Annotated in this window: 11 protein-coding genes; 5 read left to right on the forward strand and 6 right to left on the reverse strand. The window is 71.7% G+C overall.

What is annotated here, in order from left to right:
• Nucleotides 1-65 precede the first annotated feature (65 nt).
• Nucleotides 66-1,079 (forward strand): helix-turn-helix domain-containing protein, encoded by a 1,014-nt coding sequence (locus CFP65_RS18490; RefSeq protein ID WP_104817146.1) that lies wholly within the window; start codon nucleotides 66-68, stop codon nucleotides 1,077-1,079.
• A gap of 55 nt (nucleotides 1,080-1,134) precedes the next feature.
• Here CFP65_RS18490 and CFP65_RS39020 read toward each other — a convergent pair whose 3' ends face one another.
• Nucleotides 1,135-1,326, reverse strand: coding sequence for a hypothetical protein (locus CFP65_RS39020; RefSeq protein WP_158702233.1), 192 nt, complete (start codon nucleotides 1,324-1,326; stop codon nucleotides 1,135-1,137).
• 374 nt (nucleotides 1,327-1,700) lie between these two features.
• On the opposite strand from CFP65_RS39020, the gene CFP65_RS18495 reads away from it, so the two are divergent.
• Nucleotides 1,701-2,321: a hypothetical protein gene (locus CFP65_RS18495; protein ID WP_158702234.1), complete on the forward strand. Its 621-nt coding sequence runs from the start codon at nucleotides 1,701-1,703 to the stop codon at nucleotides 2,319-2,321.
• 62 nt (nucleotides 2,322-2,383) lie between these two features.
• On the opposite strand, the gene CFP65_RS18500 is transcribed toward CFP65_RS18495, so the two are convergent.
• From CFP65_RS18500 to CFP65_RS18515, 4 genes are all read right to left on the reverse strand, one after another.
• On the reverse strand, nucleotides 2,384-3,358 hold the full coding sequence (locus CFP65_RS18500) for a LuxR family transcriptional regulator (RefSeq protein WP_254552447.1): 975 nt from the start codon (nucleotides 3,356-3,358) through the stop codon (nucleotides 2,384-2,386).
• Nucleotides 3,351-4,307: a LuxR family transcriptional regulator gene (locus CFP65_RS18505; protein WP_254552448.1), complete on the reverse strand. Its 957-nt coding sequence runs from the start codon at nucleotides 4,305-4,307 to the stop codon at nucleotides 3,351-3,353. The genes CFP65_RS18500 and CFP65_RS18505 overlap by 8 nt, the downstream gene beginning before the upstream one ends.
• Nucleotides 4,300-5,262, reverse strand: coding sequence for a helix-turn-helix domain-containing protein (locus tag CFP65_RS18510; RefSeq protein ID WP_104817149.1), 963 nt, complete (start codon nucleotides 5,260-5,262; stop codon nucleotides 4,300-4,302). The genes CFP65_RS18505 and CFP65_RS18510 overlap by 8 nt, the downstream gene beginning before the upstream one ends.
• 569 nt (nucleotides 5,263-5,831) lie before the next feature.
• Nucleotides 5,832-6,950 carry a TDT family transporter gene (locus tag CFP65_RS18515; RefSeq protein WP_104817150.1) on the reverse strand — a complete coding sequence of 373 codons (1,119 nt, stop codon included), beginning with the start codon at nucleotides 6,948-6,950 and terminating at the stop codon, nucleotides 5,832-5,834.
• 70 nt (nucleotides 6,951-7,020) lie between these two features.
• Here CFP65_RS18515 and CFP65_RS18520 point away from each other — a divergent pair, with 70 nt between their 5' ends.
• From CFP65_RS18520 to CFP65_RS18530, 3 genes are all read left to right on the forward strand, one after another.
• Nucleotides 7,021-8,154, forward strand: coding sequence for a LysR family transcriptional regulator (locus tag CFP65_RS18520; RefSeq protein WP_254552449.1), 1,134 nt, complete (start codon nucleotides 7,021-7,023; stop codon nucleotides 8,152-8,154).
• Between the two features lie 127 nt (nucleotides 8,155-8,281).
• Complete coding sequence (clpB, locus tag CFP65_RS18525) at nucleotides 8,282-10,897, forward strand: ATP-dependent chaperone ClpB (RefSeq protein ID WP_104817152.1); 2,616 nt, start codon at nucleotides 8,282-8,284, stop codon at nucleotides 10,895-10,897.
• Nucleotides 10,898-11,076: 179 nt separating this feature from the next.
• Complete coding sequence (locus CFP65_RS18530; protein WP_104817153.1) at nucleotides 11,077-11,640, forward strand: YbjN domain-containing protein; 564 nt, start codon at nucleotides 11,077-11,079, stop codon at nucleotides 11,638-11,640.
• A gap of 91 nt (nucleotides 11,641-11,731) precedes the next feature.
• Here CFP65_RS18530 and CFP65_RS18535 read toward each other — a convergent pair whose 3' ends face one another.
• Nucleotides 11,732-13,090, reverse strand: coding sequence for a cellulose binding domain-containing protein (locus tag CFP65_RS18535; protein ID WP_158702235.1), 1,359 nt, complete (start codon nucleotides 13,088-13,090; stop codon nucleotides 11,732-11,734).
• Between the last annotated feature and the right edge of the window lie 235 nt (nucleotides 13,091-13,325).

Consider the following 13,325-nt stretch of genomic DNA (forward strand, 5'->3'; position numbering starts at 1 on the left):
CCCATATGATCCCCGTTGGGCGCACAACACCCGTCCATCCGATCAGCCGACGGCAAGGAGCCCAGATGACTGAGACGGACGAGCCCGGGCTCACCACCGGCGGTTTGGGAGTTCTCTCCACCGAGGCCAGGGAGCTCTACCGATCGGTCATGAGAGCCCACGGTCGGCTCCGTCCGGCGGACACCGACGAGGCCGTGCGCGGCTGCCTGCACGAGCTGACGGATATCGGCCTGCTCGTGCCGGACACCGACAATCCCGACGTGCTGGTCGCCATAGATCCGGAGCAGCTGTCCGTCCGTCTCAGCACCACCTGGCAGCGCAAGGCGCTGGACCTGCTCAACCGGGCCGTGTCGCTGCCCGCCGAGCTCCAGGAGCTCGCCGAGTCCTTCCGGGTGCCGGAGCAGACCGGGGGCACGATCGAGTATGTCCGAGGCAAAGTGCTGATCAACCAGCGTCTCGGCCAGCTGGTCAGCAGTTGCATGGAGGAAATGCTGGCCGCCCAACCCGGCGGGCCGCGTCCCCCTGAGGCACTGGCCGGCGTGATCGACCGGGATCTCGAAATGCTGCGCCGCGGCGCCGACATCCGGACGATCTACCACCCGAGCACCCGGTACCACCCGCCGACCCGGGACTACGTTGCCGCGATAGCCGAACACGGCGGTCAAGTACGGACACTCGACGAGCCCTACACGCGACTTATCGTGATCGACCGTCGAACTGCCGTGATTCCGGTGGCCGAGGATCTAAACTTGGCCGCGTTCATTCACGATCAGGCCGTCATAAGCTACCTTGTGGAAGAGGTATTCGAGCGGAACTGGAGTCGGGGGTTGGACTTTGACGGAACACGGACAGTTCCGCCACAAGTCGTTTCCCGCCTGCGTCAGACGATCATCGATCTCCTGCTGAAGGGGATCAACCACCGCGTTATCGCCCGACGCCTGGGCATCAGTGAGCGCACCTTGGCCCGCCATATCGCTGAGATGCGCGAGGAGTACCACGTGGAGTCGCTCTTCCAGCTGGGCTACGTCCTGGCCAGGACCAACCCCGAAGTCGTCGAGTCGACCGAAGCCTTCGGGTGACATCGTTCGCCCGGACGCCCCGTTCGCCCGGGTGGGAGCAGCAGGAACAGGCGGCTCAGGTCCAGGCCGAGTCCAGCGGGGACACCGTGGGCAGGGCCTTCGCCATCGACTGATCGGCCGAGACGACCGTCGTGGCTCGCGTCCAGGCGCTGTCTGCAGCGTGTGCCAGATTGCTGCTGGTCAACATCGCTGCACCCAGGGCAAGTGGCACGGCGACGAAGCGAACAAAACGGCGCATGCGAGACATTGCGACCAAATCCTTCCTCGGGGTTATGCCTCACCAAAAAATGAAGCCTCGAACATTAGCTCAGATCATGCCTCACAGACAGGGTCACTGTCACTGCGTCCGCTTTCTGCAAGGTGCGTCATCTCGCTGCCAGGCAGCCAGATGCCACCATGTGTCAGTGGACGTACCGGCTCCGGCCGTTGGACGATCAGCAGGTCTCACCGGGAACAACCCGCCGTCTCCCCGGTGCTGATGCGGTCCCCCGTCAGTCAGCGACAGCTCGCCCGAGGAACACCACCGAACCGGCACAGCACGGTGCCGGCCGAGCGGATCTCCCGGCCCGCTCCACCGGCAGCGGCTGTCCGCTCCCCCGTCCTTCCTCCCCCGGAGTCGACATGAGTGAGCCCTACCTGCGCGATCGTGCTGCCCAGACCCCCGAGGGTCGGCGCGCTCGGGTGTTCCTGGCCGCACCGCTCATGCGGCTGACCGGCCCGGCCGACAGCGTGGTGACGCTGGCCAGCCGGACTCGGCTGACCACGCTGCGGTCCACGCTGCTGCGCAGCGGTGCCGCCGTGTACAGCGCGCACCACAGCGATGCCTGGACGGTGGCCGGGCGGGCGCCCGAGCCGCGGGTGCCCTCGGACTTCCGGGCGCTGCAGAGTGCCGACCTGGTCTTCGCGTACGTCGGCGCCCCGCTCTCGGCCGGCGTGAGCCTGGAGCTCGGCTGGGCCTCGGCGCTGCGCAAGCCGATCGTGCTGCTGGTGGACGAGGCGATCACGCACAACCCGCTGATCGCCACCATCGAGCAGGTCGCCCCAGTGCTGCCGCTGGTCTTCGACGACACCTGGTCGCAGGAGGCCCTGCACCACACCGTCGAGACCGCCCTCGACTGGGCCGGCATGGCGCTCTCCCTCCGCGAAGGCTTCTGGACCGCCCCCGGCGAGCAGTTCCCGCTGCCGCGCCAGGAGGCCGGCTCCTCCTTCGGCTACTGGGCCCCCGGCGTCGCCACCGGCTGACCCAGCCGCTCCACACTTCCGTTCGCCCCGTACCCCCGGCGGGGCGAACGGTTCCCCGGGGGTCAGCGCGGCTCTCCGCCGCGCTGACCCCTCATCAGCCATCCAAGCTGATAGAGCGTATCGGCGTCGTAAAGCTCCCTCAGCCGGGCGATGTGCCCCGCCACCGTCCGCTCGCTGAGCCCCAGCCGGTTCGCCACCGCCCGCTGCGTCAGCCCCTGCGCCAACAGCCGCCCGACCTGCTCGTGCACCGGTGTCCCGTCCCCCGGTTCGGCCAGCGTCTCCCACCACACCGGCTCCGCCCGCGCCCAGTCCCGCTCGAAGACCCCCACCAGGAAGTCCACCACCGCCGGGTCCTCGACGAAGGCCGCGCTGCTGTTGTCCGCCGCCGCCGGAATCACCGCCACCCGCCGGTCGAAGATCAGCACCCGGGTGAACGGCTCGCTGAGCACTCGGATCCGGTACCCCCACTCGCTCACCGTGGCCGCGTACTCCACCGTGGCCGGATCCGCCTTCACCTCCGCCCGGTAGATCGTGCGCGCGACCCCGCCGCGATCGAGGAACCCGCGGATCCGGTCCCGCATCTCCGCGAGGTGGGCGGCGGGCCTGGTCTGCTCCGCCTGTGCGGACATCGCCTCGTACCGGAGCTCGGTCTCCAACTGGGTGAGCCGGTGCCGGATCTCCTCCGGGTCCTCGATGTGGGAGACCGCGCCGATGTGGCCCGTCCGCCGCTCCGCCAGGTCGTAGTGGTGCACCAACTCCGCCAGCAGCGCCGGTGTCTCCTCCGCCCGGGCTAGCAGCCGCATCCCGGCCGACCGCAGCTCGGTGCCGATCTTCTCTCCGATCGCACGCGGGTTCACCGCCGACAGCGACTCGTCCGGCCGGTAGTGGACCAGCAGTCCGATCTCCATCAGGCGCAGCGCTGCAGGCATGTCCTCGGCCGTCACGTCCCGCAGCAGCACCCGCCCGCCCTTCTCCAGCACCGCCAGGTAGAGCGCCCGCTCGGCCTCGTCGGGCAGCAGCCCGTCCACGTCACTCACCGCGCATCAACCAGCCCAACTGGAACAGCGTCTGTGCATCGTGCAGCTCCCGCAGCCGGGCGATGTGCCCAGCCACCGTCCGCTCGCTGAGGCCGAGTCGGCTCGCCACCGCCCGCTGCGTCAGCCCCTGTGCCAGCAGCCGCCCGACGTGCTCGTGAGCCGGGGTGACCGCGGGGTCGTCCACGCCGTGTGGGCGACCGGGCTCGGCCCGCTCCCAGTCGCGCTGGAAGACCGAGACCAGGAAGGTGACCACCACAGGGTCCTCGATGAAGGCCGCACTGCTGTTCTCGGGGGCTGCCGGAACGACCGCGACCCGACGATCGAAGATCATCAGCCGTGAGAAGGGCTCGCGGAGGACGCGGAGCTTCATGCCCCAACCGGTCACGGTGGCGACGTACTCGGCCGTGGCGGGGTCGACCCTGGCTTCTCGCCCGTAGAGCACGTGCATGGCGCAGCCGCGCTCCAGAACGTCGCGGGCACGGTCGGCTGCCGCGTCCATGTGCTGCGGCGGTCGGTGCCCCGGTTGAGCGGCGAGGATCTCCTCCCGGCACTCGGCCTCGATCTGGATGATCCGGTGCCGGATCTCCTCGAAGTCGCTGATGTGCCGGACCTCGCCGAGGTGGTCGGTGGGGCGTGGCGCACGGTCGTAGGCCTCGGCGAACTCCGTCAACAGGGTGGGCACTTCCTCGGCCCGGGTGAACAGCCTGGTCCCGGTGGAGCGGAGTTCGGCGGCGATCCGCTCGCCGACCGCCCGGGGGTTCACCGCCGAGAGGGAGGCGTCGGCGAGGTTGTGGACGAGTAGTCCCAGTTCGATCAGTCGCAACACGACGGCCGCGTCCGCACCGGCCACCGCGTGGAACGGCACCCGGCCACCCTCGTTCAGGATGTCTGCGTAGACCGCGAGTTCGGCCTCGGTGGTCGCCACCGCGAGCAGGTCCGCCTCACTCACCGCGCATCGCCCACCCCAGTTGGAACAGCGTCTGCGCCCCGTGCCGGTCGCGCAGCCGGGCGATGTGGGCCGCCACCGTCCGCTCGCTCAGGCCGAGGCGGGTGGCGACGGCGCGTTGGGTGAGGCCTTGGGCGAGGAGGCGGCCGATCTGGGTGTGGGTGCGCTGCTGGGGGTCGGGGAGCTCGCCCCAGCGGACGGCTTCGGCGCGGGCCCAGGTCCGTTCGAAGGCGCGGACCAGGAAGGCCAGGGTGGCCGGCTCCGCCACGAAGGCGGCCCGGGAGTGATCTTCGGCAGCCGAGATCACGGCGATCGAGCGGTCGATGACGATCATCCGCTCCAGCGGTTCGTCCAGTACCCGGATGCCGGCGCCGTGCGCCGAGACGGCGGCCGCGTAGGAGACGGTCTCCGGCTGGTCGAGCACCACTGGTTGGTAGAGAGTGCGCAGACTCCCGCCACGCCGCACGAAGGCGAGGTCCTGCTGGAGGGCCAGTTCGATCGTCCCGACCAGACGGGGCCCCGGCTGGACGGTGATCAGCTCCGACTTGCTCTCGGAGACCAGTTGGGCGATCCGCTGCCGGATCTCCTCCCGCCCCTCCACGTAACTCGTCTGCTGCCCCGGTTCGAGCACCCACGGCTTGGCCTCGTACGCGCGGGTGAGCGCACCCAACTCGGTAGGCAGCTCGTCGGAACGGAGCAACAACCGGGTGGCTTCCCGGCGCAGGTCGGCGCTGAGCCGCACGCCCACCTCACGAGGGCTGACCGCCACGTACGAGCGGTCCAGCGGATTGGAGATCAGCAGCCCCACCGCGAGCAACTGGTCGATCGACTCCCGGTCGGCCTCCGCCGTCTCGTCCCGGGCGATTCGGCCCCCCTCCGCCAGCACGGCGAGGTAGAACGCGCGGGCCGCTTCGTCGGGGACGCTCGGGGCCGGGCGGAGTTGACGGTCCGCTTCCACTGCTTCGAGCACCCCCTTTCGGTTTCCCGTACGACTCCCGAGCATGATCTCAAGGATTCGCCGCCCGGGATGTCGCGCCGGCCCCCGGCCTGCGACGGATCCCCCGGGACCCGGCCTCGCGGGGAGCGGGTCGGGGCCCGGGGAACCGTCGGTGCTACGCCGGGCGGGTGGTCCTCGGGGAGGTGGAGCAGCGGCACCTCACCGACTCCGGAACGGGGGCCGTCACCACACATGGCGTCCTGTCCGGGGGCTCCCCTCCCCCGTGGTGGTCGGTGCCGACGCACCGACCTCCCCCACAGCGAGGAGCCGACCACCCGCCGCCGGGCTGTGCTGCCCGGGCGACTCGGCGTGATCCCACCTTCACAGCGCGGCGCGGTGCGAAACAAGGGTCGCCCAGGTGCAGGTTCCCGCAGTTGCACGAACATGCAGCGCATTTCCCCCCACCCCGGCGCGATCACGGCTCCGAGCTGGCAGTTCGCCGACTGGAGGGTCGGTTTCCGGGTTTCCGGAATGCGGAATCCGGCAGGGAAAGCACGGGGGCGGAATTCCGTTTCCCGCCCGAGGAGGGCTCAGCGCAGCAGTCGCCCGTCGGCCACCGCCGCCACCGTGCGGACGGAGGCGACGCCCCAGGCGAGGACCAGGAGCACCCAGAGCCCCACCGCCAGACCGCCGATCGGGCCGAAGCCGGTGTGGCGGGCCAGGCCGGCCGCGCCGGTCACCATGGTGCCCACCGGGAAGGTGAAGGCCCACCAGGTCATCGCGAAGGGCATCTCGGCGCGCCAGGCCCGCAGGTTGGCGACGGCGGCCACCGCCAGCCAGAGCAGGGCGAAGCCCATCACCACGACGCCGTACAGGACGGCGAGGTGCAGCACGGTGGTGGCCAGGTCGGGGGCGGCCAGCTTGGCGGCGTCGGCGAGCTGGTTGACGGCGGTGGTGGACTGGCCCAGCGGGCCGAGCACCAGGAAGAGCGAAGGGGTCAGCACCAGGCTGGGCAGCTTGCTGTGCACCAGGCCGGTGAAGACGATCGGCAGCATCACCAGGGTGCCGATCAGGCCGGCGCCGAGCAGGGCGAGGCAGGCGTAGAACATCCCGGCCCGGGCGGCGCCCTCCGGGAGGTGGGGCACCAGGGCGGGGCCGAGGGCGCCGGCCACCACCGGGGCGACGGCGGGCAGGGCCCAGGTGGGGTTGGCCTCCAGGGCGGAGAGCCGGTGCCGGGTGAGCATCAGGAAGGGGATGCCGGCGGCCACCACCACGGCGTAGACGGTGCCGACGGTCCAGAGCACGGCGTCGATCGCGACGGCGGCCGAGCTGCCGATCAACGGGGCACCGACGGCCAGCGTGCCGTAGCCCACAGCCAGCAGGGCCATCGGCGGACAGCCGTAGAACACGGCGGTGGCGGGGTTGTCGAGCAGCATGGCGCGGGCCGACTCGCGGTGTCGGAGGAAGTGCACGGCCCGGCCGGCCACCAGGGTGAGCAGCATGGCCAGCGAGAGCGCCCACACCAGCTGGGCGAAGCCGATCAGCCCCGGCAGGTGCAGCGGCAGCGCGGCCGCGCCGTTGGCGGTGATCGCGGTGCCCATCACGGCGGCGTACCAGTTGGGGCCGAGCTGCCCGAGGTCGAGCCGGAAGCCGGTGAGGGTGGCGCCGGGGGTGCCGGCGGTGGTGCTGGGTGCGGTGACGGTGGCCATGTCTCCACCCTGCGCCGCGCGCACCGCGCCCGGTAGCGCGCTCGGAGCTATGGAGACATAGCCTGACCCTATGACCGGCGCCACCCCCACAAGCCCACCCGATGCCTCCGGCGGAGCCGGCAGCCCGCACGGCACCTCACCCGGCAACCTGCCTGGCAACCCACCTGGTAACTCACGCAGCAACCTGCCCGGCAACCCACCTGGCGGCGGCGCTGCGGGCCCACCCCCGGGCCGGCGGGCCCGCAGCAGTGCCACCCCGCTCCGGTTCGAGAGCCCGCACCGGCCCCCGCCGGCCCTCTCCGCCCGGGTGCCGGAGCTCGGTGCGCTGGAGCTGCTGCTCGCGGTGGCGCGGCTGGGCAGCGTCGGCCGGGCGGCGGCCGAGCTCGGGGTGAGCCAGCCGGCCGCGAGCGCGCGGATCAAGGGGATGGAACGGCAGATCGGGGTGCCGCTGCTGGAGCGCTCGCCGCGCGGCTCGCAGCCCACCCAGGCCGGGCGGCTGGTGGTCGAGTGGGCCCGGAACGTGGTGGAGGCGGCCCGTTCGCTGGACGCCGGGATCGACGCGCTGCGCGAGCACCGGGACACCCGGCTGCGGGTGGTGGCCAGCCTGACGGTGGCCGAGTACCTGATGCCCGGCTGGCTGCTGGCCCTGCACGAGGCCAGCCCGGAGACGGCGGTGACGCTGCGCACGGCCAACTCCGCCGACGTCGCGGCGCACGTACTGGCCGGCGACGCCGACCTCGGCTTCGTCGAGGGCCCGGGCACCCCGCCCGGCCTCTCCGGCGCGGTGGTCGCGGCCGACCGGCTGGTGGTCGTGGTCGGCCCGGGCCACCCGTGGGCCCGGCGGCGGACTCCGCTCACCGGCCGCCAGCTGGCCGAGACCCCGATGGTGGTGCGCGAGCCGGGCTCGGGCACCCGCGAGGTGCTGGACCGGGCGCTCGCCCCGTACGGCGGCACCGCCACACCCCGGCTGGAGCTGGCCTCCTCCACGGCGCTCAAGGCCGCCGCGATGACCGGCGCCGGGCCGGTCTGCCTGAGCGAGCTGGCGGTGATGGAGGAGCTGGCCACCCGGCGGCTGGTCGAGGTCCCGGTGGAGGGCATCGATCTGCACCGCCCGCTGCGCGCCGTCTGGCCGGCCGGCCAGCGCCCGGCGGGCCCGGCCCGCGAGCTGCTCGGCCTGACCCGCCGGCTCACCCGTCGGGGGTGAGCAACCACGGCTGACCCCACCGGCCACCCCCGCGAAAACCTTCTTCGTAAAGTTGAGCCATGTTCACTCAACTTCCTGCATACTGGTAGAAGCAACAGTCAGCGAGAGCCGAGGAGGCCGCACACCCGTGGACGCCAGCAAGTTCACCAGCAAGACGCAGGACGCCCTGTCCGCCGCGATCCGGCAGGCGAGCGCCGCAGGAAACCCGGACGTCAAGCCGGTGCACATCCTGCTGGCGCTGCTCGAGCAGCCCGAGGGGATCACCCGCCCGCTGCTGGAGGCGGCCGGCGCCGATCCGGCCGCCGTCACCGCCGCCGCCCGGCACCAGCTCAAGGCCCTGCCGGCCGCCCAGGGCTCCACCGTGGCGGCGCCGCAGCTGGCCCGCGACACCCTGGCCGTGCTCGCCGAGGCGGGCAAGGAGGCGGAGAAGCTGGACGACCAGTACCTCTCCACCGAGCACCTGCTGGTCGGCCTGGCCGCCGAGGGCGGCGCGGTGGCCGAGCTGCTGGGCCGGCACGGCGCCACGCCGAAGGCCCTGCTCGCCGCCTTCACCGAGGTGCGCGGCAGCGCCCGGGTCACCTCCCCCGACCCGGAGGGCACCTACAAGGCGCTGGAGAAGTACGGCACCGACCTCACCCAGGCCGCCCGCGAGGGCAAGCTCGACCCGGTGATCGGCCGTGACCAGGAGATCCGCCGGGTGGTCCAGGTGCTCTCCCGCCGCACCAAGAACAACCCGGTGCTGATCGGCGACCCCGGCGTCGGCAAGACGGCCGTGGTCGAGGGCCTGGCCCAGCGGATCGTCGCGGGCGACGTGCCGACCTCGCTGCGCGGCAAGCGGCTGGTCTCGCTCGACCTGGGCGCGATGGTCGCCGGGGCGAAGTACCGGGGCGAGTTCGAGGAGCGCCTCAAGGCGGTGCTCAACGACATCAAGTCCAGCGACGGCCAGGTGATCACCTTCATCGACGAGCTGCACACCATGGTCGGCGCGGGCGCCGGCGGCGACTCCGCGATGGACGCGGGCAACATGCTCAAGCCGATGCTGGCCCGCGGCGAGCTGCGGATGGTCGGCGCCACCACGCTGGACGAGTACCGCGAGCGGATCGAGAAGGACCCGGCCCTGGAGCGCCGCTTCCAGCAGGTGCTGGTCGGCGAGCCCAGCGTCGAGGACACCATCGCCATCCTGCGCGGCCTCAAGGGCCGGTACGAGGCGCACCACCACGTGCAGATCTCGGACGCGGCCCTGGTCGCCGCCGCGACCCTCTCCGACCGGTACATCACCTCCCGCTTCCTGCCCGACAAGGCGATCGACCTGATCGACGAGGCGGCCTCCCGGCTCCGGATGGAGATCGACTCCTCCCCGGTCGAGATCGACCAACTCCAGCGCGCCGTCGACCGGTTGCGGATGGAGGAGCTGGCCCTGGAGAAGGAGTCCGACCCGGCCTCGGTCGAGCGGCTGGCCCGGCTGCGCCGGGACCTGGCCGACAAGCAGGAGACCCTCAACGGGCTCAACGCCCGCTGGGAGCAGGAGAAGAAGAGCCTCAACAGGGTCGGCGAGCTCAAGGAGCGCCTGGACGAGCTGCAGAGCGCGCTCGAACGCGCCCAGCGCGACGGCGACTTCGAGCGCGCCTCCAAGCTGATGTACGCCGAGATCCCGGCCGCCGAGCGGGAGTTGGCCGAGGCGCAGCAGCGCGCCGCAGACGAGGACGCCACCGAGTCGATGGTCAAGGAGGAGGTCGGCCCGGACGACGTGGCCGACGTGGTGAGCGCCTGGTCGGGCATCCCGGCCGGCCGCCTACTGGAGGGCGAGAGCGCCAAACTCCTGCGCATGGAGGAGGAGTTGGGCCGCCGCCTGATCGGCCAGAGCGAGGCCGTGCAGGCCGTCTCGGACGCGGTGCGGCGCACCCGCTCGGGCATCGCCGACCCGGACCGGCCGACCGGCTCCTTCCTCTTCCTCGGCCCGACCGGTGTCGGCAAGACCGAACTCGCCAAGGCCCTGGCCGACTTCCTCTTCGACGACGAGCGGGCCATGGTCCGGATCGACATGAGCGAGTACGGCGAGAAGCACTCCGTCGCCCGCCTGGTCGGCGCCCCGCCCGGGTACGTCGGCTACGAGGAGGGCGGCCAGCTCACCGAGGCCGTCCGGCGCCGCCCGTACAGCGTGGTGCTGCTCGACGAGGTGGAGAAGGCCCACCCCGAGGTGTTCGACGTGCTGCTCCAGGTGCTGGACGACGGCCGGCTCACCGACGGCCAGGGCCGCACGGTGGACTTCCGGAACGCGATCCTGATCCTCACCTCCAACCTGGGCAGCCACTACCTGGTCGACCCGGCGATCGAGCAGGGCCGCAAGCGGGACTTGGTGCTGGAGACCGTCCGCACCGCGTTCAAGCCCGAGTTCCTCAACCGGCTGGACGACATCGTGGTCTTCGACCCGCTGGGCACCGAGGAGCTCAGCCGGATCGTCGACCTGCAGGTCGCCCGGCTGGCCGACCGGCTGCGGGAGCGCCGGCTGACCCTGGAGGTCACCCCGGCCGCCCGGGACTGGCTGGCGCTGACCGGCTACGACCCGGCCTACGGCGCCCGGCCGCTGCGGCGGCTGGTGCAGTCGGCGATCGGCGACCAGCTGGCCAAGGCGATCCTCTCCGGCGCCGTCCGGGACGGGGACACCGTGGTGGTCGAGCAGGACCAGGCGGAGGACCGGCTGACCGTCCGGTCCACGCCCTCCTCCGAGCCGTCCGAGGCCTGAGCGGCACCGCGGCGACACCCCATGGGGGCTCCCGGTGGGCGGCGGCTTCCGGATCTTCCGGGCAGCCGCCGGGGAGCCCCTGTGTCCGGGGCGCTCGATGAGGCAGGATGGAGACGTGGAAGGGCGGCCCCTGAGTCCCAGCCACCCTTGTTGTGCACTGAGAACCAGAAGGACCTCCCATGAGCATCGACCCGTCGTCCATCCCCTCCTTCGGTCTGCCGCAGCCCCCGCAGGGCGGCCAGCCCGGTGGTGGCCCGGCCGGCCCGCCGCCGGTCGTCCGTCCGGACCAGGCACTGGTGGCCCAGCTGCTCAACCAGATGCAGCTCAAGCACCTGGTCGACGAGGAGGGCGACCTCACCGCCCCCTGGGACGGCTTCCGGGTCTACTACATGTTCCGCGGCGAGCAGAAGGAGCTCTTCGCGGTCCGCGCGTTCTACGACCGCTCGTACCCGCTCGAGGACAAGCACGAGATCCTCGACCTGATCGACGAGTGGAACCGCGAGACCCTCTGGCCCAAGGTCTACACCCACACCCACGAGGACGGCGTGGTCCGCCTGATCGGCGAGGCCCAGATGATCGTGGGCACCGGCGTCTCGCTGGACTACTTCGTCACCACCGTCGCCAACTGGACCCAGGCGGCCGTCGGCTTCGAGCAGTGGATCGTCGAGCGCCTCGGCCTCCAGAAGGACATCGAGGGCGAGGAGGGCGGCCCCGCCGAGGGCGAGGCCCCCGAGGAGGGCTGAACCCTCCCCCAGGTGTGACGAGAGCCCGCCCTGCCGGTCGGCAGGGCGGGCTCTCGTGCGTCCGAGCGGGGCCACCGCGGGCCCCTCGGGCCTACTTCGGCGGGACGGTGTTCACGTAGTTGGTCCCGGAGGCGTAGAGGCCGTCCACGTCCTTCTGCACGTCCGCCGCGGAGAGCGCCTGGCCGGAGCGGTAGTACACCCAGTTGACCTTCATGTCCCAGGTGCGCGGCCCGGTGAACGGCAGGTCGATGACCCAGGCGCTGAAGTGCACGCCCATCCGCTCCCGGGGGTAGTACTCGCCGTCGTGGCTGAACAGCTCGCGGCCGTCGATCGAGTACGTGACCTTGTCGTTCAGCGCGGTGATCAGCATGGTGTGCCAGCCGCCCAGGTGCTCCTTGGTGGCGTGGGTGGTGCGGTCGCCCTGCTTCGCACTGCGCCAGCTGGTGGTGTCCAGGTCGGGCGAGGAGGAGCCCCAGCCGCCGTTGGGCATGTACTCGTAGTCGAGCTCGCTGTAGTTCGACGAGTGGTTGTCCGGCGAGATCGCGTAGAACGACTCGTTGAGGTGGTCGCCGGTCTTGCCGCTGGTGGGCTTGTCCGCGAGGTAGACCCGGGCCGCCAGGGTGCCGGTGAAGACGTCCGGGCTGCCCTGGATCTCGGACTGCTGGGTGCCCTGCTTGGTGCCGTCGGTGGTCATCCGCAGCTGCATCGTCTGCCCGCCCTGGGCGCCCTGCTCGGCGGGGAAGGTGACGCCCGCCGTCGTCCAGGTGTCCTTGATGCCGGGGCCGCCGCCGTCGGTGCGGACCGTCCAGCCGTGCGCGGCGAGCGCCGGGTCGTCGGCGCCGCTGTAGTGGAAGTTGTCGAACAGCACGCCGGCGGGCGGCGCCGCAGCCGCCGCACCCGTGCCCGCGCCCGCGCCCGGGCCGGCGGACCCGGCCGGCTCGTGGCCCCAGACCAGCTTGCCCTTGAGGTAGGCCGTCACCAGCTTGGCGGCCTCCGGCTTGGTGGCCTTGGCGTCGTAGGAGTGGTCGGCGGCCTGGTTCAGCGCCTGGTGGTCGAGCCGGTAGAGCTGGAGGCCGAACTCCTGGGTGGAGGCGCCCGGGGCCAGCGTGCCGGCGCCGCCGGTGAAGGTCAGCTGGAGGTAGTGGGTGGCGCCCTGGACGGGGGCGGGCAGGGCGGTGATCTGCTCCACCAGGTTGGAGCAACCAGCGTGCGCCTGAACGCAGTTGGTGCCGTAGGCGGCTCCGGCCGCGGCGCTGAAGTAGTACCGCACGGTGACGTCGCTCAGCGGCACCGGCTGCTTGGAGGTGTTGAAGACCTCCAGCCAGGCCCGGGCCACCCCGCCGGTGGCGGGCGCGTCGGTGCGGTAGTTCACCGCGATCGGGTCGCTCTCCGCCGCACCGGCGCCGCCGCCGCCCCCCCGACCGCACCGGTGGCCGCGGAGGAATGCCACCGGGTGTAGAAGCCCGCGCCCGTGCCCGCGAGAACGGACAGCACCAAGAACAGTTTGAACACGAGCGAAGTACTGCGGCGGGGTTGTTGACGAGGGCGGCTCACTGTCTCTCCTACGGGAAAACGCACTGGCACGCGGCGGCTGCGGTTTCACGACTATCCACCACTCCGGGGCCCGGATTACCAGCTCCTGTCCGAATTGCTGCGTTTTGCCAAACCACAGTCCACGCACTGTT

Source organism: Kitasatospora sp. MMS16-BH015, assembly GCF_002943525.1.
Lineage (GTDB): Bacteria > Actinomycetota > Actinomycetes > Streptomycetales > Streptomycetaceae > Kitasatospora.

What these genes read in the sequence shown, in the direction of transcription:
- CFP65_RS39020 (WP_158702233.1), bottom strand. Translation starts at nt 1,326, where the DNA reads ATGTCTCGCATGCGCCGTTTTGTTCGCTTCGTCGCCGTGCCACTTGCC.
- CFP65_RS18490 (WP_104817146.1), top strand. Translation starts at nt 66, where the DNA reads ATGACTGAGACGGACGAGCCCGGGCTCACCACCGGCGGTTTGGGAGTT.
- CFP65_RS18520 (WP_254552449.1), top strand. Translation starts at nt 7,021, where the DNA reads ATGACCGGCGCCACCCCCACAAGCCCACCCGATGCCTCCGGCGGAGCC.
- CFP65_RS18495 (WP_158702234.1), top strand. Translation starts at nt 1,701, where the DNA reads ATGAGTGAGCCCTACCTGCGCGATCGTGCTGCCCAGACCCCCGAGGGT.
- CFP65_RS18515 (WP_104817150.1), bottom strand. Translation starts at nt 6,950, where the DNA reads ATGGCCACCGTCACCGCACCCAGCACCACCGCCGGCACCCCCGGCGCC.
- CFP65_RS18530 (WP_104817153.1), top strand. Translation starts at nt 11,077, where the DNA reads ATGAGCATCGACCCGTCGTCCATCCCCTCCTTCGGTCTGCCGCAGCCC.